Origin of the sequence: Roseateles microcysteis (genome assembly GCF_036880965.1) — a bacterium.
In the GTDB taxonomy this organism is placed as follows: Bacteria; Pseudomonadota; Gammaproteobacteria; order Burkholderiales; family Burkholderiaceae_C; genus JAUASW01.
The window spans coordinates 215,450-241,775 of the sequence record NZ_JBAJMV010000003.1; the positions used below are offsets into that span (position 1 = coordinate 215,450).

18 protein-coding genes are annotated in these 26,326 nt (G+C 66.3%); 11 read left to right on the forward strand and 7 right to left on the reverse strand.

Annotated features, from left to right (window positions below; genetic code table 11):
- Nucleotides 1-10 precede the first annotated feature (10 nt).
- Nucleotides 11-2,725: a M16 family metallopeptidase gene (locus V3596_RS10000; protein WP_334277574.1), complete on the forward strand. Its 2,715-nt coding sequence runs from the start codon at nt 11-13 to the stop codon at nt 2,723-2,725.
- A 56-nt stretch (nt 2,726-2,781) separates the two neighbouring features.
- On the opposite strand, the gene fghA is transcribed toward V3596_RS10000, so the two are convergent.
- Nucleotides 2,782-3,630: an S-formylglutathione hydrolase gene (fghA, locus tag V3596_RS10005; protein WP_334277575.1), complete on the reverse strand. Its 849-nt coding sequence runs from the start codon at nt 3,628-3,630 to the stop codon at nt 2,782-2,784.
- Nucleotides 3,627-4,736 carry an S-(hydroxymethyl)glutathione dehydrogenase/class III alcohol dehydrogenase gene (locus V3596_RS10010; protein ID WP_334277973.1) on the reverse strand — a complete coding sequence of 370 codons (1,110 nt, stop codon included), beginning with the start codon at nt 4,734-4,736 and terminating at the stop codon, nt 3,627-3,629. Before V3596_RS10010 ends, fghA begins: the two co-directional genes overlap by 4 nt.
- A gap of 91 nt (nt 4,737-4,827) precedes the next feature.
- On the opposite strand from V3596_RS10010, the gene V3596_RS10015 reads away from it, so the two are divergent.
- The gene (locus V3596_RS10015) at nt 4,828-5,235 is read left to right on the forward strand and encodes a CBS domain-containing protein (protein WP_334277576.1); all 408 of its coding nucleotides are present in this window, start codon (nt 4,828-4,830) and stop codon (nt 5,233-5,235) included.
- Here V3596_RS10015 and gshB read toward each other — a convergent pair whose 3' ends face one another.
- Both gshB and V3596_RS10025 read right to left on the reverse strand, forming a co-directional pair.
- A complete protein-coding gene (gshB, locus tag V3596_RS10020; RefSeq protein WP_334277577.1) occupies nt 5,236-6,180 on the reverse strand; it encodes a glutathione synthase in 945 nt (314 codons plus the stop codon). It lies immediately after the preceding gene.
- Between the two features lie 39 nt (nt 6,181-6,219).
- Complete coding sequence (locus tag V3596_RS10025) at nt 6,220-7,392, reverse strand: benzoate/H(+) symporter BenE family transporter (protein WP_334277974.1); 1,173 nt, start codon at nt 7,390-7,392, stop codon at nt 6,220-6,222.
- A 33-nt stretch (nt 7,393-7,425) separates the two neighbouring features.
- On the opposite strand from V3596_RS10025, the gene V3596_RS10030 reads away from it, so the two are divergent.
- Nucleotides 7,426-8,196 (forward strand): class II glutamine amidotransferase, encoded by a 771-nt coding sequence (locus tag V3596_RS10030; RefSeq protein WP_334277578.1) that lies wholly within the window; start codon nt 7,426-7,428, stop codon nt 8,194-8,196.
- A gap of 354 nt (nt 8,197-8,550) precedes the next feature.
- Here V3596_RS10030 and V3596_RS10035 read toward each other — a convergent pair whose 3' ends face one another.
- On the reverse strand, nt 8,551-10,437 hold the full coding sequence (locus V3596_RS10035) for a potassium transporter Kup (protein ID WP_334277579.1): 1,887 nt from the start codon (nt 10,435-10,437) through the stop codon (nt 8,551-8,553).
- A gap of 154 nt (nt 10,438-10,591) precedes the next feature.
- Nucleotides 10,592-13,537, reverse strand: coding sequence for a TonB-dependent receptor plug domain-containing protein (locus tag V3596_RS10040; RefSeq protein WP_334277580.1), 2,946 nt, complete (start codon nt 13,535-13,537; stop codon nt 10,592-10,594).
- A gap of 587 nt (nt 13,538-14,124) precedes the next feature.
- Here V3596_RS10040 and V3596_RS10045 point away from each other — a divergent pair.
- From V3596_RS10045 to V3596_RS10070, 6 genes are all read left to right on the forward strand, one after another.
- Nucleotides 14,125-15,087, forward strand: coding sequence for a LysR family transcriptional regulator (locus tag V3596_RS10045; protein WP_334277581.1), 963 nt, complete (start codon nt 14,125-14,127; stop codon nt 15,085-15,087).
- A gap of 79 nt (nt 15,088-15,166) precedes the next feature.
- Nucleotides 15,167-16,360 (forward strand): amino acid aminotransferase, encoded by a 1,194-nt coding sequence (locus V3596_RS10050; RefSeq protein WP_334277582.1) that lies wholly within the window; start codon nt 15,167-15,169, stop codon nt 16,358-16,360.
- A 10-nt stretch (nt 16,361-16,370) separates the two neighbouring features.
- Nucleotides 16,371-17,258: a hypothetical protein gene (locus V3596_RS10055; protein ID WP_334277583.1), complete on the forward strand. Its 888-nt coding sequence runs from the start codon at nt 16,371-16,373 to the stop codon at nt 17,256-17,258.
- A gap of 121 nt (nt 17,259-17,379) precedes the next feature.
- On the forward strand, nt 17,380-18,633 hold the full coding sequence (locus tag V3596_RS10060) for a D-amino acid dehydrogenase (protein ID WP_334277584.1): 1,254 nt from the start codon (nt 17,380-17,382) through the stop codon (nt 18,631-18,633).
- Complete coding sequence (locus tag V3596_RS10065; RefSeq protein ID WP_334277585.1) at nt 18,630-19,859, forward strand: serine hydrolase; 1,230 nt, start codon at nt 18,630-18,632, stop codon at nt 19,857-19,859. The genes V3596_RS10060 and V3596_RS10065 overlap by 4 nt, the downstream gene beginning before the upstream one ends.
- A 4-nt stretch (nt 19,860-19,863) precedes the next feature.
- A complete protein-coding gene (locus V3596_RS10070; RefSeq protein ID WP_334277586.1) occupies nt 19,864-20,760 on the forward strand; it encodes a S66 peptidase family protein in 897 nt (298 codons plus the stop codon).
- A 102-nt stretch (nt 20,761-20,862) separates the two neighbouring features.
- Here V3596_RS10070 and V3596_RS10075 read toward each other — a convergent pair whose 3' ends face one another.
- On the reverse strand, nt 20,863-23,688 hold the full coding sequence (locus tag V3596_RS10075) for a TonB-dependent receptor domain-containing protein (protein WP_334277587.1): 2,826 nt from the start codon (nt 23,686-23,688) through the stop codon (nt 20,863-20,865).
- 278 nt (nt 23,689-23,966) lie between these two features.
- Between V3596_RS10075 and V3596_RS10080 the strand changes: the two genes are divergently transcribed.
- Both V3596_RS10080 and dacB read left to right on the forward strand, forming a co-directional pair.
- Complete coding sequence (locus V3596_RS10080; protein WP_334277588.1) at nt 23,967-24,890, forward strand: ornithine cyclodeaminase family protein; 924 nt, start codon at nt 23,967-23,969, stop codon at nt 24,888-24,890.
- On the forward strand, nt 24,887-26,323 hold the full coding sequence (dacB, locus tag V3596_RS10085; RefSeq protein ID WP_334277589.1) for a D-alanyl-D-alanine carboxypeptidase/D-alanyl-D-alanine endopeptidase: 1,437 nt from the start codon (nt 24,887-24,889) through the stop codon (nt 26,321-26,323). The genes V3596_RS10080 and dacB overlap by 4 nt, the downstream gene beginning before the upstream one ends.
- Nucleotides 26,324-26,326 lie beyond the last annotated feature (3 nt).

Here is a 26,326-nt window from a genome sequence, read left to right on the forward strand (position 1 = left end):
CCGACAAAAAATGAACGAGACGATGAAGAAGCTGGCACTGGCGCTCAGCCTGGCGGGGCTCTCTGGCGTGCTCAACGCCCATAGCCTGAAGCCCGTGAATGCGGTGGAAGGCATCACCGAGTACCGCCTGCCCAACGGCCTGCAGATCCTGCTGGCCCCCGACGCCAGCAAGCCCACGACGACGGTCAACGTGACCTACCGCGTCGGCTCCAGGCACGAGAACTACGGCGAGACGGGCATGGCCCACTTGCTGGAGCACCTGATCTTCAAGGGCAGCCCCAAGTACAAGGAGCCCTGGGGCGAGTTCACCAAGCGCGGCCTGCAGGCCAATGGCTCGACCTGGTTCGACCGCACCAACTACTTCGCCGCCTTTGCCGCGAACGACGACAACCTGCAGTGGTACCTTGACTGGCAGGCCGATGCCATGGTCAACAGCTTCATCGCCAAGGCCCACCTCGACACCGAGATGACGGTGGTGCGCAATGAGATGGAGATGGGCGAGAACGACCCGGGCAATGTCACCTCGCAGCGCGCGCTGGCCGCGATGTACCAGTGGCACAACTACGGCAAGGACACGATCGGCGCTCGGGCTGATGTCGAGAACGTGGACATCGGCCGCCTTCAGGCTTTCTACAAGAGCTACTACCAGCCAGACAACGCGACGCTGATCGTCTCGGGCAAGTTCGACCCGAACAAGGTGCTGGACTGGGTGGAGCAAAGCTTCGGCAAACTGCCGGCCTCGCAAGCGCCGCGCAAGCCGACCTACACCATCGACCCGGTGCAGGACGGTGAATCGCTGGTGACGATCCGCCGGGTGGGCGGCACCGCGCAATCGCTGGCCGCTTATCACGTGCCGCCGGGCCCGCACCCCGACTACGCCGCCATCGAACTCTTGCAGCTGGTCCTGTCTGAAGCACCGGGCGGCCGTCTGCACAAGCGCCTGGTCGAGCAGACCAAGCTTGCCTCCTCGGTCGGCCATTTCGGCCTGGCCCTGGCCGAGCCCGGCTTCACCATGCTGATGGCCGAGCTGGCGCCGAAGGCATCGCAGGATGCGCTCAACAAGGAACTGATTGGCGTCGTCGAAGGTTTTTCCGACAAGCCGGTGACAGCCGCCGAACTGGAGCGCGCACGCACCCGCTGGCTCAACAGCTGGGAAAAACGCTTCACCAGCCCCGAGGCCGTGGGCGTGACGCTGTCCGAGTTCATCTCGCAAGGCGACTGGCGCCTGTTCTTCCTGCTGCGTGACCGTGTCAAGGCCGCCAAGCTCGCAGACGTGCAGCGCGTCGCCAATGAGCGCTTCCTGCGCAGCAACCGCACGCTGGCCCAGTACATCCCGACCGACAAACCGCAGCGCGCACCCAAGCCCGCCTTCGTCGAGCTCGACAAGGAAATGGCCAGCTTCAAGCCACAGGCCGCAGCCGCCGAAGTGGCGGCCTTTGATGCAACGCCGGCCAATGTCGAGCGCGCCACGCAGACCTCGCGCCTGAAGAACGGCCTGCAGCTCGCACTGCTGCCCAAGCCCACCCGCGGCGAAGCGGTGCGTGGCCAATTGACACTGCACCTGGGTTCGGCCCAGAGCCTGCAAGGCCAGCAAAGCGTGGCCGAGCTGACTGCGGCGATGCTGAAGATGGGCACGCTCAAGCGCAGCCGCGAGCAATTGAAGGATGCACTCGAAGCCCTCAAGGTTGAGCTCACCATTGCTGCGCCGCGGCCGGACATGGTGCACGTGAGCTGGAGCACCAAGCGCGAGTACGCCGTGCCGGCGCTGGCGCTGATAGGCGAGATCCTGCGCCAGCCGCGCTTCGATGCCGCGGCGCTGGAAGAGCTGCGGGCGCAAGGCCTGACCGGCATCCAGTCGCAAAAGGATGAGCCGCAGGCGCTGGCGCCGGTCGTTGCATCTGCGGCGCTCAACGAGTACCCGCGCGGCGACGCTCGCCATACCCGCAACTTTGCCGAGCAGGAAGCCGATCTGAAGGCCGTCAAGCTCGCCGCGGTCAAGGCATTCCACAGCCGCCTGTACGGCGCTGGGTCGGCCGAGCTGGCCTTGGTCGGCGACTTCGATGCAGCGGCAGTCCAGGCCGCCACGGCGCAGGCGCTCGGCGACTGGAAGGCGCAGCAGGGCTACACCCGCATTGCCGACACCGCCTCGACCAAGCCGGGTCACCTGCAACAGGTGGCCACGCCTGAAAAGCAGAATGCCATGCTGTTCGGCCTGCTGCCGATGTCCTTGAACGACGCTCATCCGGACCATGCGGCCCTGAAGCTGGCCAACCACCTGCTCGGCGGCGGCATGAGCTCGCGCCTGTGGCTGCGCATCCGCGAAAAGGACGGTCTGTCCTACGGCGTCGGTTCAGGCGTGCAGTTGAGCCCGCGCGATGCGGATTCAAGCTGGTATCTGTACGCGATCTTCGCGCCGCAGAACCGTGCCAAGGTCGAAGCCGCGCTGCGTGAGGAAGTCGCTCGCGCGCTGGCTGACGGCTTCACGGCCGAGGAAGTGCTTGACGGCCGCCAGTCACTGCTCAGCGAAAGCCGCCTGCGTCTGGCTCAGGATGCGGCCCTGGCCGGCATGCTGGCGAGCGACCTGCATCTGGAGCGCAAGATGACGCAGCGCCAGCAGCAGCTCGACCAGATCGCGCAATTGACGCCGGAAGCGGTGAACGCCGCGCTGCGCAAGCACTTCAAGCTGGACGGCTTCCAGCTCGTGTTTGCGGGCGACTTCAAGTAAGCCTCGCGGCTTCGATCCCGCCAGTAGCAAGCGGCCCTCGGGCCGCTTTTTTTATCTCACGGCGCCTCGGCGGCGCCGAGCCGGGCGGCGTGATGGCGCAAGTGCTCGTCCATCACACTGGCGATGAAGTAGTAGCCATGGTCGTAGCCCTCATGGCGACGCAGGGTCAGCGGCTGCCCCACCGCCGCACAGGCCGCTTCGAAGGCCTCCGGCTGCAGTTGCTCGGCCAGGAATTTGTCGGCCAGCCCCTGGTCGATGAGGATGCCGGCCGGGTATGGCGCGGCGTCCTGAGCGCGCATCAGCTCGCTCGCATCGTGGGCGCGCCAGGGCTGCGTGTTGTCGCCGAGATAGCCCGTGAAAGCCTTCTGGCCCCAGGGGCACTGCATCGGATTGGCAATTGGCGCGAAGGCCGACAGCGAGGCGAAGCACCCGGGATGGCGCAGCGCCAGCGTCAAGGCCCCATGGCCACCCATCGAGTGACCGAACAGCCCGGTGCGCGCTGCGTCCAGGCCCAGCTCGGTCTGCGCCAGCGGCACGAGTTCGTTCAGGAGATAGCTCTCCATGCGCCAGTGCCTGGCCCAAGGCTCTTGAGTGGCATCGAGATAGAAGCCAGCGCCGACACCGAAGTCCCAGCTCTCGCTTTCACCCGCCACGTTCGCGCCGCGCGGGCTGGTGTCTGGCGTGAGCAGCGCCAGGCCCAGCTCAGCCGCCAGGCGCTGCGCACCGGCCTTGATGGCGAATGTCTCCTCGGTGCAGGTCAGGCCCGCGAGGAACACCAGCAGCGCACGCGGCTGGGGCGGCACGAAAAGGCCGAAGCGCATCGGCAAGCCGATCTCGGCCGACTCGTGGCGATGAAAGCGCTGCACGCCGCCAAAGCAGCCGTGCTCGCTCAAAAGCTCCGTCATCCGAACTCCACCACCGCGCGGATCGATTCGCCGCGATGCATCAGGTCAAAGCCTTCGTTGATGCGTTCCAGCGGCAGCTTGTGGGTGATCAGTTCATCGATCTTCAGCTTGCCGTCCATGTACCAGTCGACGATCTTGGGCACGTCGGTGCGGCCACGCGCGCCGCCGAAGGCCGAACCCTCCCATTTGCGGCCAGTCACCAACTGGAAGGGCCGCGTGCTGATCTCGGCACCAGCGGGTGCCACGCCGATGATGATGCTGCGCCCCCAACCCTTGTGAGTGCACTCCAGCGCCTGGCGCATCAGCGTCGTATTGCCCACGCATTCGAAGCTGTAGTCGGCGCCGCCATCGGTCAGTTGCACGATCTCGTCGACCACGTTGGCCACGTTCTTCGGATTGATGAAATGCGTCATGCCGAACTGGCGCGCCATCGCCTCGCGGCCCGGGTTGATGTCGACGCCGATGATCTTGTCGGCACCCACCATCCTGGCGCCCTGGATCACGTTCAGGCCAATGCCGCCGAGGCCGAACACCACGACCGTTGCGCCCGCTTCCACCTTGGCGGTGAACAGCACGGCGCCCACGCCTGTCGTGACGCCGCAGCCGATGTAGCAGACCTTGTCAAACGGCGCGTCCTCGCGGATCTTGGCCAGGGCAATACCTGGCACCACGATGTGATTGGAGAAGGTGGACGTGCCCATGTAGTGCAGGATGGGCTGGCCGCCGATGGAGAAGCGCGATGTGCCGTCAGGCATCAGGCCCTTGCCCTGCGTCGGGCGGATCGCCTGGCAGAGGTTGGTCTTGCGCGAGAGACAGAACTTGCACTGCCGGCACTCGGGTGTGTAGAGCGGAATCACATGGTCGCCAGGCTTGAGCCAGGTGACGCCAGCGCCCACCTCCAGCACGATGCCCGCGCCTTCGTGGCCGAGGATGGCCGGGAACATGCCTTCGGGGTCGGCGCCCGAGAGCGTGAAGGCATCGGTATGGCAGATGCCTGTGGCCTTCACCTCGACCAGCACTTCACCGGCGCGCGGGCCCTCGAGCTGCACTTCTTCAATGGTCAGCGGGGCGCCCGCCTTCCAGGCAACGGCGGCACGGGTGGTGATCATCGAACAGCTCCTTTGAATTGCGTTGGCGAAGCATAAGGGGACGCGGCAAAATCTGCTGGCGCCAGCACCTGGCCGGAGACGCCCACAGATGATGCAGATTCGCGAGCTGATGTCGACCACGCTGGTGACCGTGGAGCTGGACGACAGCCTGAACACGGTCAAGAACATCTTCGACAAGGCCCGGTTCCACCACCTGCTGGTAGTCGAGGAAGGCCGGCTGTTCGGCGTGGTCTCCGATCGCGACCTGCTGCGGGCGTTGAGCCCGTTCGCGGGCACCATCGTCGAGACGCCGCGCGACCAGGCCACGCTCAACAAGCGGGTCCATCAGGTGATGAGCCGCAAGCCGCTGACGCTGCGGCCCGAGGCCACGATCACGGAGGCGGTGCAGATGTTCCTCGAGCACGGTGTGTCCTGCCTGCCCGTCGTCGACGAGGCATTCCGTCCGGTCGGCATCGTCACCTGGCGCGACCTGCTGCGCGCCCTGGCGCCGGCTTGATCAGAGGCTGCGTTCCAGCGCGTCGATGAACATCCTGGGCACGTCGAACCCGGTCTGGTCGGTGATTTCCTGGAAGCAGGTCGGGCTGGTGACGTTGATCTCGGTGAGCGAGTCACCGATCACGTCCAGGCCCACGAGCAGCAGGCCGCGTGCGGCGAGGATGGGGCCCAGCGTCTCGGCAATCTCGCGGTCGCGCGCGCTGATCGGCTGCGCCACGCCCTTGCCGCCAGCCGCCAGGTTGCCGCGCACCTCGCCGCCTTGCGGTATGCGCGCCAGGCAGAAGGGCACGACCTGCCCCCCGATCACCAGCACGCGCTTGTCGCCGTCCTTGATGGCCGGCAGGTAGCGCTGGACCATCACCGTCTCGGCGCCGCCCTTGTTGAGCGTCTCGATGATCGCGCCGAGATTCAGGCCGTCGGCGCCGACGCGGAAGATGCCGGTACCGCCCATGCCGTCCAGCGGCTTCAGGATGATGTCGCCATGCTCCTTGTGGAAGGCGCGGACAGCCTCCTCGCTGCGCGTGACCAGGGTCGGCGCGCTGAACTGCGGGAACTCCAGCAGCGAGAGCTTCTCGGGATGGTCGCGCAGCGCCGCCGGCTTGTTGAAGACCTTGGCGCCCTCGCGCTCGGCCTGCTGCAGGAGGTGGGTGGCGTAGAAATATTCGCTGTCGAAAGGCGGGTCCTTGCGCATGATCACCGCGTCGGTGTCGGCGAGGGCCAGCTCGCCTTGGCTGACGACGTTGAACCACGCATCGGCATCACCGGTCAGCGTGATCGCTCGTGCAGCGCGAGCGACGACGCGGCCACCGGAGCGCCACACGAGATCGGCCGGATGGCAGGCCCACAGCTCATGCCCGCGGCGGGCGGCCTCGCGCATCATCGAGAACGTGGTGTCCTTGTAGATCTTGAAGGACTCGAGCGGGTCGGCGACGAAAAGCATCTTCATGGGCAATCTCTCTTGAATCGGTCTCGGGCGCCTGCGGCTTCAGGCGCGTTTGCGGAAGTGTTGCACCAACAGGGAAACCGTGCCGGCGACCACGCCCCAGAAGGCCGAGCCGATGCCCAGCATCGAAACGCCCGACAGGGTGACGAGGAAGGTGAGAATCGCGGCATCGCGATGCTGCTCTTCCTTCAAGGCCTGCGCCAGGCCGCCGGCGATGGTGCCCAAGAGGGCCAAGCCGGCAATCGCGGCCACCAGCTCCTTCGGGAACGCGGCCAGCAGGCCAACCACCGCGCCGCCGCACAAGCCAAGCAGGATGTAGAAAACGCCGGCCATGGCTGCCGCCCAGTAGCGGCGCGCCGGATCTTCGTGCGCTTCGCGGCCCATGCAGATGGCCGCGGTGATGGCCGCGAGGTTGAAGGCATAGCCGCCAAAGGGCGCCAGGATCAAGGTGGCAAGACCTGTCACCGTGATGGTCGGCGAGATCGGAGTCTGATAGCCGGACGCCCTTTGCACGGCCACGCCGGGCAGGTTCTGCGAGGCCATCGTGACCATGAAGAGTGGCAGGCCCACGCCGATGGCCGCGGCCCAGCTGAAGTCCGGTGTTGTCCAGACCGGTTGCGCCCATTCAAGCGTCACGGCGTCCATGTGCAGATGGCCCTGCCCGGCGGCCACAAGGATCCCCACAAGCAGCACGCCAGGCACCGCATAGCGCGGCCACCAGCGCCGGCCGAGCAGATAGGCCGCAGCCATCAGGAGCACCAGCAAGGGCGCGGTCTTCACGCTCATCACCGCATCGAGCCCGAAACGTGCCAGCACGCCGGCCAGCAGCGCAGCCGCCACGGCAAGCGGGATGCGGTCCATCAACTTCTCAAACCAGCCCGTGAGGCCGCTGACCAGGATCAGCGCGCCGCAGAGCAGGAAGGCGCCCACCGCCTCCGGCAGCGTCAGCCCTTGCGTGGCCGCGATCAATGCAGCGCCCGGCGTGGACCACGCAACCTTGACCGGCAGCCGGGTCCACAACGACAGCCCGAGGCTGGTGATGCCCATGCCGAGGCCCAGCGCCCAGATCCACGAGGTGGTCTGTTGCGCGTTGGCACCCACGGCCTGGGCGGCCTGGAATACGATGGCCACCGAACTGGTGAAGCCGACCAGCACGGCCACGAAACCGGCCACGATGGCGCTGAGCGAAAGCTGTTGCAGGCGTTGCTGGATCATCGACATGGACCAAGCATAGCGAGCGAGTCAAACATGTGCCGATTCCTGGCTTATGTAGGCGATGCGATCTTCCTGGACGAGCTGGTCTGCACGCCGCCGCATTCGCTGGTGCGCCAGTCGCTGCGGGCCGACGAGGCCAAGGTGGTCACGAACGGCGACGGCTTCGGCATCGGCTGGTATGGCGAACGCGAGGCGCCCGGCGTCTACCGCGAGGTGATGCCGGCCTGGTCGGACGAGAACCTGCTGGGCCTGTGCGCCAATGTGCGCTCGCACCTGTTCTTTGCGCATGTGCGTGCGGCCACCGGCACCGGCATCGCACGGCAGAACTGCCACCCGTTCCATTACGGGCCTTATCTCTTCATGCACAACGGGCAGATTGGCGGCTACGGCCAGTTGCGCCGTGCGATGGAGGCCCGGCTGCCCGATCATCTGTACGCGCAGCGCAAGGGCGCGACCGATTCAGAGCTCTTGTTCCTGCTGATCCTGGCGCGCATGGAGATGGGCGAGACGGTGCCCGATGCGGTCAGCCAGGTACTCAATGAAACGCTGGCGATGATGCACGTCCTGCACATCCAGGCGCCGCTGCGCTTTGCTGCTGCGCTGGCCGACGGCAAGCAGGTGCACGCCTTCCGCTACTCGAGCGACAAGCGCGCGCCCACGCTCTATCTGCACCACTTCGAGACCCGCGGCCTGCTGGTGGCCTCCGAGCCGCTGGTGGACGACCACACGGGCTGGGAGCTGATTCCGCAAGGCACGGTGGTGCGCTTTGATGCGCAGGGGCATCACAGCGCCGCATTGGCCTGAATGCAAGGTGGCGGCACGTAGCAGCCGTTCGCGTTGAAGCTCGTTCGCGCTGCCGAGGCCATCGGGTGAGGGCTTGTGCTCCTGTCCCCCGGACCGGGCTTCGCCCGATCCTCCTCCTTTACCTCGCCCAAACCCTCACCCGACACCCTCGGCCGAACCTGCGCATGCCACCAGGCGAAGGCCACAGTGGTGCGGATCAGGTCGGCAGTGGGTTTCCCGAAGCGAGGTAAAGGAGGAGGACCTGGCGCAGCCAGGGCCGGGGGACACGAGCGCAGGGGAACCCGCTGGCGGCCTGATCTTCGACCAACAGAGGAACAAGAAAACGAATGGCAGCAATGTGCCGCAAGCCGCCTCTCAAATTTCGACCTTCGACCCCAGCTCCACGATTCGGTTGGTCGGCAGGTGCAGGAAGTCGGCCGCGGCCGCCGCATTGCGGTGCATGCTGGCAAACAGCTTCTCGCGCCACAGGGCCATGCCCGAGCCTATCGTCGGGATGACGATGTCTCGCGACAGGAAGTAGCTGGTTTCCATCTCATCCAGTTGCACACCATGCTGCTCCAGCAGCTTGAGCGCATAAGGCACGTCGGGCTCGTTCTTGAAGCCGAAGTGCAGCACGACCTGCCAGCAATCGTTGCCCATGGCTTCCATCTCGACGCGCTTGTCGAAACCGATCCAGGGTACCTCGTGATGCTTCACCGTCACAAAGAGGTTCTGCTCATGCAGCACCTTGTTGTGCTTGAGGTTGTGCAGCAAGGCGTTGGGCGTCACGCCAGGCTCGGCGGAAAGGAACACGGCAGTGCCGGGCACGCGCACCGGCGGGCTCATGAACACGGCCTCGAGGAAGCCAGGCAGCTCGATGGCGTCGTGCCGCAGCTTGTCGCTGAGCAGGCGCCGGCCCTGCTTCCAGGTCAGCATCAGCGTGAACATCCAGATGCCGATCAGCAGCGGGAACCAGCCACCATGCGCCACCTTCAGGAGGTTGGACGCGAGGAAGGTGATGTCGATCAGGAAGAACACGCCCGTGGCCAGGATGCAGGGCAGCAGCGGGTACTTCCAGCCGAAGCGGATCACGTAGAAGGTCATCACCGTGGTGATGGTCATGTCTATCGTGACGGCCACGCCATAGGCGCCTGCCAGCTTGCTGGACGAGCCGAAGAAAACCACGGCCAGCACCACAAAGGCAAACAGGCCCCAGTTGATGAAGGGCACATAGATCTGGCCGGTGTCGCGCACCGAGGTGTGCACGATGCGCATGCGAGGCAGGATGCCCAGCTGGATCGCCTGCTTCGTGACCGAGAACGCCGCCGTGATCAGCGCCTGCGAAGCGACGATGGCGGCCAGCGTGGCCAGGCCGAACAGGGGCAGCTCGGCCCAGGAAGGCGCGATCAGGTAGAAGGGGTTCTTGATCGCCTCAGGCCGCTCGAGCAGCAAGGCCCCCTGGCCGAAGTAGTTGATCACCAGCGCCGGCATCACGATGCTGTACCAGGCGATGCGGATCGGCTTCTTGCCGAAGTGGCCGAGGTCGGCATAGAGCGCTTCGCCGCCAGTCACGACCAGCACCACGGCGCCCAGCGCAATGAAGGCGATCCAGCCGTAGTGCAGGCAGAAATCGAGGGCGTACATCGGGTTGATGGCCGCGAGCACCTTGGGGTTCTCGATGATCTGCGGCAGGCCCAGCAGCGTGAGGCTGGCGAACCAGATCAACATCACCGGCCCGAAGAACTTGCCCACGCCGCTGGTGCCAAAGCGCTGCACCGAGAACAGGCCCGCCAGCACGATCAGCGAGATCGGCACGATGGCATCGTGGTACTGCGGCGCATAGACATCGATACCTTCGACCGCGCCCAGCACCGTCATTGCAGGCGTGATCACCGCGTCGCCGAAGAAGATGGCCGTGCCGAAGAGGCCCACCAGCATCAGGCCGCGGCGCAACTGCGGCTTGTCCTTCACTGCCTGCGTGGCCAGGGCCAACATGGCGATCAGGCCGCCTTCGCCATTGTTGTCGGCGCGCAGGATCAGCAGCACGTACTTGACCGAGACCACCGTGGTCATGGTCCAGAACAGGAGAGAGAGCACGCCGAGGATGTTCTCGGGCGTCAGTGGCACATGGCCACCATGGAAGACTTCCTTCAGCGCATACAGCGGGCTGGTGCCGATGTCGCCATAGACCACGCCCAGCGCAGCCAGGGTCAGTGCGGCCAGTGCCGCCGGCGAACGATGCGCCGTAGTGGGAGAACTCACGGGTGGGTCGCGCAGCCGCGCGAGGCCACGTCGAGTCGAAAAGCGCTATTTTGCTACCGCGTGTGCGCGTTTGTGCGCTGCATCATGCGGCCGCATCAAAGAAAAAGGGCCGGCACCCTGAGGTGCCGGCCCTTCGCGACAAGCGCTGCGTCGATTACTCGAAGCTGTAGGTCGCGCTGATGCTCCAGCGACGGCCCAACATCGGCGTCGTGTTCAGGTCGTAGAACGTCCACATGGCAGGCACTTGACCAGCGTTGGTGGCCGTGTACTGGTTGGTCACGTTCAGCATGCTGGCATTCAGGCGCAGGTTCTTGAAGCCCTTGTAGCCAATGCCCAGGTCCAGGGTGTTCTCGCCACCCGACGTGCACCAGCCGTTTTGGCTCGGGATGCCCAGCGTGGTGCTGGTAGCCGGAGCCGTCTGGCAAGCGGCGGACGTGGTGTTGCTCCACAGGCCGTCGGTATGGTTGAAGCGTGCCCAGGCGTTCCAGTCAGCCTTGCTCCAATCGACACGGGCCGAAGCCTTGGTCTTGGGAAGCAGCGACGAGGTCGTGCCAGCCCAGTAGCTGACCGGCGAGGTGTCCAGCACCTTCTGGTCGTAGCGACCGGTGTAGGTGCCTTCGATCTTGAACTTGAACTTGCCGAACTGGTTGGCCGGCAGGCGGATGTTCAGCTCGTAGTCGACGCCCGAGGTGATGGTGTAGTTGAAGTTGCCGTACTGACGCTTCAGGGCCAGGATCGGGCCGCTGTTGGCGATCAGGTTGCCAGCGCCATCACGCAGCCAGGTGGCCTGGTTGGTGTCGCGCAGCACGTACTGCTCGTTGCCAGCGGGATCAGCCTTGTAGGCATTGACCACGTCGATACCGCCCTGGACACGGATTTCCTTGCTGCGCTTGAAGTACCAGGTGTCGATCGACAGGTCGATCGAGTTGGTCGGCGAGAACAGGAAGCCCAGGGTGGCGGACTGCGAGGTTTCCGGCTTCAGCTTCGGGTTGGCGGCAACGATGGTAGCCAGGCTGCCGGTACGTTCCGTCGTCGGGATGCCGGCGGTGTAGCCGAGCAGGTTGCAATCGCGGTACTGGGCCGGGATCGTCGACTTGCTCTTCAGCGTGACCGGGTCGCAGCGCAGCGGGTCGATGGCACGTTCGGCGGTGTTCGAGTGGAAGCTCATCACGAACGAGTCGCCGATCTGCGAGATCGACGGCGCGCGGTAGCCGGTGGCGGCCGTGCCGCGGATGGCCAGCGTGCTCGGCAGTGCGCTCCACTTGAAGCCCAGCTTGCCCGTGGTCGAGTTGCCGAAGTCGCTGTAGTGCTCGCCACGCAGGGCGGCTTGCACTTCCAGGTTCTTCTGCACCGGCAGGCGCAGCTCGGCGAAGCCGCCGTACATGTCGCGCGTGCCCTTGGTCGAGTTGCCCACCAGGCCGATGTAGTCGCCCTTCTGGTAGTTTTCATCAGGCGTCGAGCTCAGCGATTCACGGCGAGCTTCCAGGCCCACGGCCATGGCAGCCTTGCCGCCGGCCATGTTGAACAGCTCGCGGCTGCCACGCACGTCCAGCGAGGTGACTTCGCCCTGGCCTTCGTTCGAAGCGTCCGCGGAGATCGAAGCGATGCCGGCGGCGTCGTTCTTCTTGCCGAAGTGGTAGGCGCTGCCGCCAGCCGAGATGGCCTTGTTCAGGCCCGAGGCCAGGATACGGCCGGTACGGATGGCTTCGTTGTCCTGACGGCTGTAGACCAGCGCTGCGTCATAGTCCCAGCCTGCGAACACGCCGATGACGCCGGCGGTGAAGCGGGCAGCCTTCAGGTCGGAGATGACGTCTTGCGGCACGTCATCGAAGCGGTACAGCACTTGCACGGCGCGCGGTGCCGAGGTGCCATTGGTCGGGTTGTCCGGATGGCCGATCGGCAGGATGATGGCGCTCTGCGACAGGATCGAGCCGGTGGGCAGCGGCCAGGTGGCGGCACGCGGGTCAGCCGACGAAACCAGGCTGGAGGTCAGGGCGTAGGGCGACGCACGCTGCACGGTCTTGGTACGCGAGACCATCAGGTCGGCGTAGGCCGTGGTGTCGCTGTTCAGCAGGAAGTTGGCGCGCAGGGAGCCGGCAACGCGGTCCTGCTTGGCGATGGCTTCGGCGTAGGCGTCGGTGTTGAAGCGGCACTGGCCCACCGGGTAGACAGCCGTGCTGACCGGCGACTTGGTGGCGATGCCCTTGCCCACCGTCAGGTCGTCCGGGCAGGCGCTCAGCGTGCCCAGGAAGGACGTGCCGTCAACGTTGGAGTTGGCGGTCGTCAGTGCGGTCGGGACGGCGTAGTAGTTGCCGTAGAACGAGTTGCGGCTGCTCGGGAAGAAGCTGGGCAGCACGCCCTGGTCGGCATTCCACTTGTCGTAGAGAGCCAGGTCGCCGACGTTCTTCAGCTCGTTGTAGCCGACGCGGTCGCGATGGAACACGTCCAGGCCGCCGAAAATGTTGAACTTCTGGGTGTCCAGATTGCCGAAGCCGAAGGACACGTTGACGTTCTGGTTCTTGCCAGCGCCCTGGTCGTTGGCACCGACGGAGCCGCCGATTTCAACGCCCTGGTATTCCTTCTTCAGCACGTAGTTCACAACGCCGGCCATGGCGTCAGAACCGTAGATGGCGGAGGCGCCATCCTTCAGGATTTCGATGCGCTCGATCGCGCCCTTCGGAATCGTGTTGACGCTGACCAGGTTGCCGCGGCCGAAGTTGATGTCGACGGCGCCGACCGGTGCCAGGCGGCGACCGTTGATCAGGGTCAGGGTGCCTTGGGCGCCCAGGCCACGCAGCGAGATGGCAGCAACGCCGGAGACGAAGCCGCTGGCGGCGCCGTCACCCACCGAACCCAGGTCCACCGAGCTGTTGGCCTTGAGCAGGTCTTCAATGTTCGAGTAGCCGGAGTTCTTGATGTCTTCGGCGGTGATCACTTGAACGACCGACGGCGTTTCGCGGTCGGTGCGCTTGATCATCGAGCCGGTCACTTCAACGCGCTCGATCTTTTGCGGTTCGGCAGCCGGTGCGGCCTGCTGGGCCTGCGCTTGCGAAACCAGACCGACGACGGCCAGGGCAAGTGCGGTAGGACGGAATTGCATGTATCGCTCCTTCAAAAGCTCAACTAGATTTTTCGCAGTCGCGGTCTGCCCCGCGTTTGGCGCGGCAACGTTCGGCCGGGGTCGACCTGGGCCGACTGCGAAATGCCTGAAATCAGGGGTAAAGGCACCGTGGTGAGCCACGCACAGGCCAAGCGGCAAATGGTAAAGCAGTGTGAATTGCCGATGACTCCGTCGTTCCAGGCTTACAACGGCGAGCCAACTGGCACTTGACGACGCTGACCCAAGCACTCCCGCCTTCACCAAAATTCGGCTGAATCGACCCAATACCAAGGGTTATTACTTAATTTTCAAGCCGCACCAGCAGCGCGCCAGCACCTATGCGGTCTGCTTTGGATTCAGCCCGGCGGGCGATCCAGCTCCCGCGACCTCCATTGGCTGGCCAGCCAGGTCGGAATTGCCGACGACAACCCTCAGATCCCGCATGAATTCTTTTCTGGAAAACTTTCCAATCACTCATGCCGGCCCTGTTTCAGGCCCGCCAGGCCCAGCCCTCCCCCAAAGGAGGGGGTGCCAGCAACGCAAAGATCAGATCCAGGTCGAACGGGGCGCTTTGCTACAGTTTCCCGATGGCAACCCCGAATGCGAGCAAGAACAGCCCCGAGGAGGCCGAGAACTTCGTCCTGCGCCGGATGAGCCTGCGCCACCTGCGCGTGCTGCTGGCCCTGCATGAAACCGGCAGCCTGAGTGCGGCAGCGCAGGCGCTCTTTGTCACCCAGCCGGCCATCAGCAAGGCGCTGAGCGAGATCGAGTCGGGCATGGGCCAGACCCTGTTTGCCCGTCGCGGGCGCAGCCTGCGCGCCACCGCCTGCGGCCAAAGGCTCGTTGAGCTGGCGCAAAAGCTGGATGCAGACCTGCGCCGCGGCGCCGGAGACCTCGGCTCCATCGTGCGCGGCGCCTCCGGCGAGCTGCTGATCGGCTCAACCAATGCTGCACTGGCCAAGCTGCTGCCCGAGGCCATCGTGGCCATGAAGCAGGAGCAGCCCAAGGTCACGATCAGCGTGCGCACCCACGCGCTCAGCAGCCTGTTCGCCGAGCTGCGCGAGGGCCGGTTGGACCTGGTGATCGCCCGCGTGCCGCCACAGGAGCTGCCCGCCGACCTCGAAGGCCTGCGCCTGATCGAGCAGTCGCAGGTGCTGACGATCAGCAGCCATCACCCGCTGGCCAAGGTTCGCGAGCTGGATTGGGAATTGCTGACGCAGCAGGCCTGGATCTGGGAGCTGCCGGGCACCCGCTCGCGGGCGCTGCAGGACCGCATGTGGCAGAACCTCGGCCTGCCGCTGCCGACCAATGTGATCGAGACCGGCGACCTGATGCTGGCGCTGAGCTTGATGAAACGCATGCCACTGCTCACGGTCATGCCGCAACATGTGGCCAAGCTGGCGGCCCAGACGGGCGTGCTCGTGATCCTGCCGGTGACCGTGGATCAAAGCCTGTCGGACCTGACCGTATGGCACCTGCGCGAGCCGCAGGCCGCCATGGTGGAGCGTTTCAAGGAGCTGCTGCTGGAGGCGGCGCAGTCGCCTGTCTAGGTCAAGGAGCGCCGCCCGGGAATTCGGGGCATCGCCGTCGATAATGGGCCGATTCACGATCCGCCAGGAGCCCGGCCCCATGTTCAAGCACGTCGACGCCTACGCAGGCGATCCCATCCTGAGCCTCAACGAGGCTTTCCAGAAGGACCCGCGACAGGACAAGATCAATCTTTCCATCGGCATCTACTTTGACGACGACGGCCGCATCCCGATGCTGGACTCCGTGCGCAAGGCCGAACTGGCCGTGGTGGCCGATGCCGGCGCCCGCCCCTATCTGCCGATGGAAGGCGCGGCCAACTTCCGCGAGGCGGTGCAGGTGCTGCTGTTCGGTGCCGAGCACCCGGCCCGCAAGCAAGGCCGCATCGTCACCATTCAGAGCGTGGGCTCCAGCGGCGGCCTGAAGGTCGGTGCCGACTTCATCAAGCGCTACTTCCCCGACAGCGCCATCTACGTCTCCGACCCGACCTGGGACAACCACCGCGCCGTCTTCGAAGGATCGGGCATCGAGGTCAAGACCTATCCTTACTACGACGCAGCCACCGGCGGCGTCCGTTTTGCCGACATGCTGGCAGCCATTCGCGAGCTGCCCGCCAAGAGCGTGGTGCTGATGCATGCCTGCTGCCACAACCCGACCGGCGTCGACCTGACACCGCTGCAGTGGGACGAGCTGATCCCGGTGCTGAAGGAACGCGAGCTGCTGCCCTTCCTCGATCTGGCCTATCAGGGCTATGGCGATGGCCTCGATGAAGACGCCTTTGCCGTGCGCGCGATGGCCGACGCCGGCCTGTCCTTCCTGATCGCCAACAGCTTCTCCAAGAGCATGAGCCTGTACGGCGAGCGTTGTGGCGCGCTGAGCGTGGTCTGCCCGGATGCGGCGCAGGCACAGCTGGTTCTCGGCCAGCTGAAGTTCATGATCCGCCGCAACTATTCCAACCCACCGCTGCACGGCGGCCAGGTGGTGGCCCGCGTGCTGAGCGACCCGCAACTGCGCTCGCTGTGGGAAGGCGAAGTGGCCGAGATGCGCCTGCGCATCCATGCAATGCGCAATGCACTCTACGAGGTGCTGGCGGCCAAGCTGCCCGGTGGCAACTTCGACTACTTCCTGACCCAGCGCGGCATGTTCAGCTACACCGGCATGACGCCGGAGCAGGTGAATCGGCTGAGAAGCGAGTTCGGCGTCTACATCCTGCGCTCGGGCCGCATGTGCGTGGCCGGCCTCAACACCAAGAATGTTGAAGCGACGGCGCGGGCTTTCGCGGCTGTGTTGAGCTGATACTGGCCCCATGGACGGCAAGCGGGTCGGGATCTTCATGCTGCTGGCCAGCGCGGCGCTGGTGGGCAGGCTCGCCATGGCCGCCGAACGGCTGGACAGCATCACCTGGCTCAGCAGCGCGCCTGCGCACTCCGACTCGCGCGCTCAGAACGAGCTGTTGATCCAGTTCCTGGACGGGCAGCTCGGTTTGCCCAAGGCCAGCAAGACCATCCAGGCCAATGCCAAGCGCAGCTGGCAGATGATCGCCGCGGGCGAGAAGGCCTGCCATGTGGCCACACTCCTCACCAAGGAGCGTACGCAGATCGCCTTCTTCAGCCTCGCGGCCATGAGCCTGCCGCCACGCTTGATCGTCACGCACGGCGTTCGACAATCCTTGCCGCTGAACCCTGCTGGCGAAGTGGAGCTGCCGCGCCTCCTGCACATCCAGGCTCTGGCTGGCGCCCTGGTGGAAGGGCGCAGCTACGGCGAGGTGATCGACAACATGCTGGCGGCGCGCCCCCGAGACCCCGACGCCGTCAGCTTCTACTCGGCTGCTGATTTCGGCGCCACCCTGCCCACCATGCTGGCGCGCGGCCGGGCGCACTACACCATCGAGCATCCGCAAGGCGTCGAGCAGATGGCCCGGCAATCGCCGGACCTCGCCTCGCTGGACGTCTACACGATTGCCGGCGCCTCCGAGCCGGTGTACTCCGGCGTCGCCTGCCCGCAAACGCCCTGGGGGCGGCTCGCGATCCAGGCGATCGAGCATGCCTTTGCGACGCCGCAAGGCATGGCCTTGATACGCAAGCAGGTCGATGCGGTGATGAGTGCCGACGAGCAGCGCCGCCATGCGGTTCAGTTGCAACAGCTGCTTCAGCGGCGCAACGGCCCGTTCAAGCCAGCGCCGGCCAAGCCCTGAGCCCCGGCCGCCTGATCATGCGAAACGGTTATAGGCGCCGCCGCCGCTTTCATTGGCCCTGAGCCCCTCTGTTCCTTACGCTGCGAAAGCTGTAATCGCTTGGAACCGGGCCAGGGGTCGGATGAAACATGTTGTGGTGATTGGTGGTGGCGTGGTCGGCCTGACCTCGGCCTGGGCCTTGGCCGAGCGGGGCCATCAGGTCACGCTGATCGAAAAGGAGCGCGAGGTCGCCAGCGGCGCCAGCCATGCCAATGGCGGCCAGTTGAGCTATCGCTATGTCTCGCCCTTGGCCGACGAGGGCGTGCCGCTGAAGGCGATGCGCTGGCTGCTCGATCCCGATGGCCCGCTGCGCTTCAAGCCCGAAGCCAGTTGGCAGCAGTGGTCCTGGCTGCTTGACTTCCTGCGTGCCTGCCGCGGGCCGGTGAACCGCCGCATGACCGAGAAGCTGCTGGCGCTGGGCGCTTTCAGCCAGTCGGCCTTTGCCCGCCTGCATGAGGCCGCCGAGCTCGACGACATCGCGCTGCGCGCGCCGGGCAAGCTGGTGGTCTATCGCAAGAACGAGGAGTTCGCCCGCGTGGCTGGCCGCATCCAGGCTCAGGCGGGCGGCTTGGAGCAGGCACTCAACCATGACGAATGCGTGGCGCTGGAGCCGGCCCTGGCCGACAGCGACACCCAGATGGCCGGCGGCATCTTCACCCCCGGCGAGGCGGTGGCGGACTGCAAGCAGTTCTGCCTGCAACTGGCCCAGGCGCTCAAGGCACACGGCAATTTCCGCGGCTTCGTCACGGCTGAGGTGACCGGCTTCGTGCAGCGGGGCAACAGCGTCGCCGCCGTCAAGACCAGCCAGGGCGATGTCGCCGCGGACCAGGTGGTGCTCGCCGCCGGCCTGCAAAGCCGCGCGCTCGCGCAGTCGCTGGGCATCAAGCTGCCGCTGTACCCGCTCAAGGGCTACAGCCTGACCGCGCCCATCGGCAGCGGGCACCGCCCGCCAGAAGTCAGCGTCACCGATTTCGAGAAGAAGATCCTCTATGCCCGCATCGGCGACCAGCTGCGCGTGGCCGCCATGGTCGACCTGGTGGGCGAAGACGAAAGCATCGACCCGCATCGCATCGCATCGCTGCAGCGCACGGTGCGAGCCACCTTCCCCAAGGCGGCCGACTACGACCGGGCCGTCGCCTGGGCCGGGCTGCGTCCCGCCACGCCCTCGGGCGCGCCCATCGTGGGCGCAACGCCGGTCGGCAATCTCTGGCTCAATGTCGGCCACGGCGCGCTGGGTTTCACCTTCTCCTTTGCCACGGCCGACATCGTGGCCGAGCTGATCTCGGGCCGCAGCAGTCCGGTGGCCCTGGACGGGTTGCAGCTGCAGCCCGCATGAACGGCGGGCAGCTCGCGCAGGCCCTGCTTGGCGCGGTGCGCGAGCAGGGCTTCGAGCACAGCGCCGACCAGCTGCAAAACGGCGCACCCGCGGCTTGCATGCCCAGCATCGACCTGGCGATCGCCGCCTTCCCGCCGGCGGCCGCGCCGGTGTTCGCCAATGTGCTGTTCTCGCGCGAGCATCCCCGAGGCCTGGTGGCCGAGTTCAGCGGCGAGGCAGGTGCGGTGTGCAATGTCCACTACCAGGCCGACCAGCTCGACCAGGACGGCCGCTCCGTCGCCTGGCTGCCCGGCAGCGACTGGTCCCAGCTTGCCTGGCAGACGCTGGCCGGCAGCGCGGGCCAGCCGCGCTTCGTCGCGCCCTATCCAGCCTCCTTGATCAAGCTGATGGTGCTGGTGGGCGTGGCCCATCAAGTCGACCAGGGTCACGCGAACTGGGAGCAAGCCTGGGCCTGGCAGGGCCGCAGCCGCACGGTGCGCGACTGGGCTTTCGACATGACGGTGATCAGCTGCAACGACGCCACCTCGGCCCTCGTCGCGCTGCTGCATGCCCGTGGCGCGATTCGCCGCGAGCGGGACAGCGAAGTTCGCAACGAGCTGCACCTGCTTTTCGCCGCCCACGGCCTGCACAGCCTGCGCCTTTGCAATACCCGGCCCGATGGCGGCTGGCGCAACAGCGACGGCGCGGGTGTCGGCCAGCTGCAGATGACGGCCTGGGACACGCTGCGCCTGCTCTGGCTGCTCGACGAAGACGCGCCGCCGGCGCCCTGGCTGAAGCAAGACCTGGCCCCGCTCCTGAGCCCGGCCAGCCGCGCCGTCGTCCTGCACTGCCTGCGCGAGCAGGGCCTGCATGAAATTCTCTCCAGCGGCGTGCTGGCTGGTGTGCCCGGCCACGTGCGCGGCCTGCCGGCGCGCCTGCCCCAGCGCTGGCTGCAGACGGACGGCTCGGCCCGGCTGTCGGACGAGCTGGTGTTCCCGGCCGACCTGCGGCCCGAGCAGGCCCGCAGCGACCTGCTGTTTGCCCACAAGACCGGCAACACCGAGAACTACTGTTCCGATGCCGGCATCGTGCGCGGCATCGCTCCCTCCAGGCGTCACTACCTGATCGCGCTGACCAGCAGCCTGGGCCGGCGCTATTCGCCGGGCGAGCCCTGCGCCACCACCTGGCGCCTGCCGGCGCTCGGCGCGGCTGTGGACACGCGACTGCGCCAATGGATGGGAGACTGAATCCATGATGCTGATACCCGCCCTGCCGCCAGGCGCCACACTGGGCATCGTTGCGCCGGCGGGCCCGCCCAAGCCGGGCGCGCTGGAGCAGGTGCCGGCGCTGCTCGCCGGCCACGGCTTCAAGGCCAAGATCTTTCCGGGTTGTGCCGGGCCCAACCATCTGGGCTTCCTGGCCGCCAGCGATGCCCAGCGCCTGGCCGACCTGCATGCGGCATTCACCGACCCGGAAGTGGATGCGGTGCTGTGCCTGCGTGGCGGCTACGGCTGCGCCAGGCTGCTGGACCAGATCGACGTCGAACTGATGCGCCGTCACCCCAAGCTCCTCATTGGCTACAGCGACATCACCTCGCTGCACGGCCTGCGCGACACGCTGGGCCTGCGAGGGCTGCATGCGCCGATGCCTGCCTCCGACCTGCTGCACGCGGACGCCCGCGCCGATGCGCTGGCCCTGTTCGGCCTGCTGCAGCGCGGCCTGCGCAGCGGCGACACGATAGCGCCCGCTGTCGCCGCCCATCCGCTCTCGCAAGGCCAGTCGGCCAGCGGCCGACTCATCGGCGGCAACCTGGCCGTGTTCACCGCCCTGCTGGGTACGCCCTGGGCGCCGCGCGCCGAAGGCGCGATCCTGTTCTTCGAGGACATTGCCGAAGAGCCCTACCGGGTCGACCGGCTGCTGGCGCAACTGCGCCTGGCCGGTGTGCTCGATGCCGCGGCCGGCTTCCTTGTCGGCAGCTTCAGCGACGCCGAATCGCCGGACGCGGTGCTGGCCGACTACCTGCGCCCGCTGGCCAAGCCGGTGCTCGCCGGCTGGCCCTCGGGCCATGGCCGCCCCAACCAGACCGTGCCCATCGGCTTGCGCGTGCGCATGGATGTGCAGCAGCGGCGCCTGACGCTGGTCGGCTGATCACTTCGCCCACAGGGCCGCAAGAAGCAAAGCCCCGCCGGCTGCACACCGGCGGGGCTTTTCTGTTTGGCCAGCCGCTCCGGGCAGCTGGCGCTGGTCGGCTTAGAAGAACTCGTACTTGGCCGAGACCGACAGCGTGCGGCCGCGTGGGTCAGCCACGCGCGGATCCCAGCCTGCGCCGATCACGCTGTCAACGTTGTGCCAGGTGAACGGCGGCTGCTTGTCGAACAGGTTCACGATACCGCCGGTGATCGTCATGTTCTTGAAGCCGCTGTAGGTCGTGAACAGGTTGAACGTGGTGTAGCTGCCGATGGTGCGCTTGGTCTCGCCAGTGCTGCGGTAGGCGCTCATGTCCTCGTCGTCGTAGCTGTCCTTGTAGGTAGCCGACAGCGTGGTGTTGAACGAGCCCTTCTTGTAGGCCACGCTGGCGCTGCCCTTCCAGGGCAGGTACAGCGTGGTCGAGCTCCACTTGCCGACATACTGAACCAGAGGCGCCGTGTCGATCAGGCGCTCCTTGTGGCTGATCATCTTGGTCAGGTTCAGCTTGGCAGTCAGGCGCCCGCCTTCGAGCGAGCTGGTGAACACAGCCCCCATGTCGAGGCCCTTGGTTTCGCTGGAGGCAGCATTGACCCAGCCGGCCTGGATGTAGCTGACATTGCCGGTGGCGGGGTCACGAACGAAGTTGTCCTTGAACAGGTCGTAGTTCGTGATCATCTGAGTCACGCTGAGCGTGCGGATGCGATCATCCAGCTTGACCTGCCAGTAGTCGGCGAAGACCTGCAGATTGCTCATCGGCTCGTACACCACGCCGAAGGTGGCCTGCTTGCTTTCCTCGGGCTTGAGCAAGGCATTGCCACCGGTGCGGTACAGCACGCCGCTGCGCGCGCACTGTGTCGGATCGGTCGGGCAGCGCACCGGGTCGTTGAAAACGCCGGTCAGGGTGTTCTCCAGCATGCCCAGGTTCAGCTGCTGCGGCGTCGGGGCGCGGAAGCCGGTGTTGGCCGAACCACGGAACAGCAGGCCACGCATCGGCGTGAACTTGAACGCAATCTTGGGGTTGGTGGTGCTGCCGATCTGCGAGTACTTGTCGGTACGCACAGCCAGTTGCAGTTCCAGGTTCTTGAACACAGGCACCAGCAACTCTGCGTAGGCGGCCTTGATCGTGCGTTCCTGATCCGGCGAGCGTGCATTGCTGGCGCAGCCCATCACGGCATTCTTGACGAGCAGGTTGGCAGCCGAGAAGGTATCGCGGCAGGCAATCGAGGCCTCTTCGGAGCCTGAGAAGCCGTAGAACTCCTTGCGGTAGTCAAAGCCGACAGCAAAGTCCAGGGAGCCGGCAGGCAGCTTCAGCAGCGATCCCGACAGGCCGCCGTCGAACTGCGTCACCTTGGTCTTGCCGCCGAAGATGCGACCGCGGGCCTTGGTGGCCTCGATCAGCTGCATCACTTCCTGGGTCTGGCTCTGGCCCGGCAACAGGAAGGGGTTGTACTTGCCGCTGGCCAGCAGGTCGACCAGCTTTTGCGTGTAGGCATAGCCGTCGTACAGGTAGGCCGAGCCCTTGGCCTCACCCTTGGAGACGCCCAGCTTGTAGTCGTAGCCGAAGACCTCACCGTCCAGACCGGCGGCCGCGCGCTTGTTCTCCGAACGGTTCTCGACCGTACGGTAGCCCCAGTCCCACATGCGCAGGCGATAGGCGATCGGCTTGGTCGGGTCGAAGTCATTCGCTCCGATCAACGCCTTCATGTTCAGGTAGTAGGGGCCGTTCACCGGGTAGTTGGTGATGGCATTGGTGCTGGTGCTGAACTGATAGGGCGTGAACTCCGAGCGCACATCGGTGCGGGAGCCATTGAACTCGACGAAGGCCGTGTCGGTGTCGGTCACGGCGAAGGTGGCGCGCGCCAGGGCGTTGTAGCCCTCCTTCGGCGGCGACAGCATGAACTGGCGGCCGTAGTCGGTGGCGCAGCGGAATTGCGCGTTGGCCTTGGTGTAGCCGAACTTGTCCCACAGCGTGATGTTGGGGGAAAGAGCCACGCCGAACGGCACCTGGTCGCACTGGTTGCGGTAGGCCAGCAGGTTCAGGTTGGTGTACTTGGTGGCGTCGCCCGTGCCCACAGTCGTGCCGGCGGAGGTCAGTGCGGTGCCGGCCGATGCAATGATGTTGGCATGCGGGGCGCTGGTGGTGTCAGGGCTCAGGCCCCAGGCCGGGTTGAAGCCGCTGGCCCACTGCCGGTCGATGCCGCGCAGGATGGTGTTTCGGTCCATCGTGAGGCTGGCCATCACGTTGAAGCGGTCCTTCTCCATCGAACCATAGCCGCCCGAGATCGAGGCCCGCTTGGTCTGGCCACCGCCCGACTGCATCGGATTGGTCAGGTTGACCCGCAATGCCGCGCCCTGGTAATTCTTCTTCAGGATGAAGTTGATGACGCCGCCGATGGCGTCCGTGCCGTAGATGGCCGATGCGCCGTCCTTCAGCACTTCGACCCGCTCGACCGCCTCGATGGGGATCGCATTCAGGTCGACCGCACCGCCCGACATGCCATGCGTCGAGACGCGGCGGCCGTTCAGCAGCACCAGGGTGCCCGTGGGGCCCAGGCCGCGCAGGTTGGCAAAGGACGAGCCGCCGGTCAGGCGGTCCTGGTCGGCGCCGAACACGCTGTTGCGCGAGGTGGCGTTGTCGACGTTGGCCGAGTTTTCGCCCAGGGAGTTCAAGAGTTCTTCGGCGGTTTGCGAGCCGGAATTGCGGATTTCGTCCGCCGTGATCACCTGCAGCGGCAGGGCGTTCTGGTTGACCCGCTTGATGCTGGAGCCGGTCACTTCGACCTTCTCGACCTTCTGCGTCGTGGTCGTGGTTTGCGCCATGGCGGCGCCGATCAGCTGGGTGCCGATGCCAACGAGCGCGAGGCTGCGTGCGAGCTTGTTCAATTTCATGCTGCTACTCCTGGTGATGCCGGGCCGGGTCCGTATTGCTGAACATGGCCGAATGTTGCGATTCGCATCCGATGATCGGGGAGCGCCACGGACGCCGCCATAGGGCTCCTCCGCAGCTGTTGCGCGTTGTGCACTGAATGCTTGACGGCAACTCATAACTGCAGGGAATGCAGGGCGCCCAAGCTGCTAGCCCTTGCGGCGCAAATTTCGTGCCGCAATGGTGCATCACGCCCTACATTGGCAGCCATTCCCAGCTTTGCCGTATTGGGCGCGTTGCCATGCAAGTCATTTCCGAAGAACAGGTCGCCAGCGTGCTGACCCTGCCCGCAGCCAGTGCCGCGCTGCGCGAGGCCTTTGTGCAGTTCGGCCAGGGCCAGGGCGCCGTGCTCGCGCGCGGTCGGGCCGCGGCCAACTCCCCTGATGGCGCCGCGCTGATGGTCAGCGCCATGGGCGCCGTGCTGCCGCAGATGGGCGTGCTGGGTACCAAGGTCTACTCGACCCGCAACGGCCAGTTCCAGTTCGTGATCAACCTCTTCAGCAGCGAAACCGGCCTGCCGCTGGCCTGCATCGAGGCCAACGAGCTGACCCGGCTGCGCACTGCGGCCACCACGGCCGTGGCCGTCGAGGCGCTGGCCCGGCCGGACGCGAAGGTGCTGGCCATCTTTGGTGCCGGCACGCAGGCGCGGGCGCACGCCGAGGCACTGTTGCCGCTGCGGCCCTTCCAGCGGGTGCTGGTCTGCGCCCGCAGTAGTGCCGGCGAGCTGGCCGCGGAACTGGCCGAACGATTTGAAGTCAGCGCCGTTGCCGTTGACGCGGCCAGCGCCGCCGCGCAAGCCGATGTGATCGTCACCTGCACACGCGCCAGCGAGCCGCTGTTCGATGGCGCGCTGGTACGACCGGGCGCCCTGGTGGCCGCCGTGGGCTCCAGCAAGCCGGCGGCTCGCGAGCTTGACGACGCCCTGCTGGCCCGCGCGGCTCTGCTGGTCGTCGAATGGAAGCCGGCGGCCACCGGCGAGGCCGGTGAGTTCTGCCGCGCCGCGCCGGGGGTGATCGCTGCTGAGCGCGTGGTCGAGCTGGGCGCGCTGCTGGCCGAGCCACCGCGCAGCGTTGGCGCCGACGCCATCGTGGTCTACAAGAGCGTCGGCATCGGCCTCGAGGATGTGGCCATCGCCCACCAGGTCTACCAGGCATTGCAAGCATGAAGAACCATTTGCTGCGCTCCACCGCGCTGCTTGGCAGCGCCCTCCTCCTGAGCGCCTGTGCCTCATTTCGCGTCAGCAACGAGATTCCGCCGCCGGTGCGCGAAGCCCTCGGCAAGGCCGGCATGCCGGACAGCGCTCTGGCCGCGGTCGCCTTGCCGCTCGATGCACGCGACAGCGGCCTGCGCCTGCAGCCGCAGCGGCCCATGTCGCCGGCGTCGACCATGAAGCTGGTCACGACCATCGTCGCGCTGGACAAGCTCGGCCCCAACTGGCGCGGACGCACCGAGCTGCTCGCCGACGCGGCCGTGCAAGGAGATGTGCTGGCCGGCCCGCTCTATCTGCGCGGCGCGGCCGACGCCGACCTCGACTGGGGCGAGCTGCAGGCCATGCTGCGCAAGGTTCGCGAGCAGGGGCTGCGCGTCATCCAGGGCGGCCTGGTGGTCGACCGCACGCTGTTCCGGCCGGCCCGCTTCGACACGGGTCAGCCGCCCTTCGATGAGCAGCCCGAGTTCCAGTACAACGTGATCCCGGACGCGCTGTACCTGAATGGCGCGATGCTGGACTTCCATCTGCAAGCCGATGGCGAGCGGGTCACGGCGCGTGTGGGACCCAGCTGGTCGGGCCTCGCCGTGGATGCCAGCGCCCTCGGCCTGAACGACAAGGCCTGCAAGGACTGGGAAGACGGCTGGAAGATTCCGCGCGTCAGCGCGGACGGCAAGACGGCGATCCTGCAAGGCGCCTTCCCGAAGAACTGCAGCCAGAAGCCCGAGTTGAATGTGCACGAGCGCCAGGCCGTCACGGCCGCCGCAGTGCGTCAGCTGTGGCGCGAATTGGGCGGCGAGATCGCTGCCGGCGACGTCGAAGGCGCAACGCCGGCTGGTGCCCGCGTGCTGGCAGCGCATCGCAGCCGGCCGCTGACCGAAGTCCTGCGCGGCATGATGAAAAGCTCGGACAACCCGCTGACCCGCCTCATCTACCTGAGCGTGGGCGCGCAGGCCGCCACGCCGGAAGAAACCACCTTCGCGGCGGCCGACCGCGCAGTGCGCAGTTGGTTTGCCGAGCATGGCATCGCCACCGAGGGCCTGGTGCTGGAGAACGGCTCGGGTCTTTCAAGAATCGAGCGCATCAGTCCGGCGCAGATGGCCGCCCTGCTGCTCGCCGCCAACGACGGCAAGTGGCTGCCCGAGCTGCAGCAGGCGCTGCCCGTTGCCGGCTATGACGGCACCATGGCCCGGCGACTGAAGGACAGCCCGGCCGCCCAGCGCGCGCGGCTCAAGACCGGCACGCTGCGCGATGCCGTGGCGTTGGCCGGCTTCGTGCCGGACAGCCAGGGCCGCATGTGGATCGTGGCCGCGATGGTCAATGACGAGAAGGCCGCCGCCAAGGGCCGGCCGGTGCTGGATGCGCTGATCGACTGGCTGGCGCGGCGCTGAGCG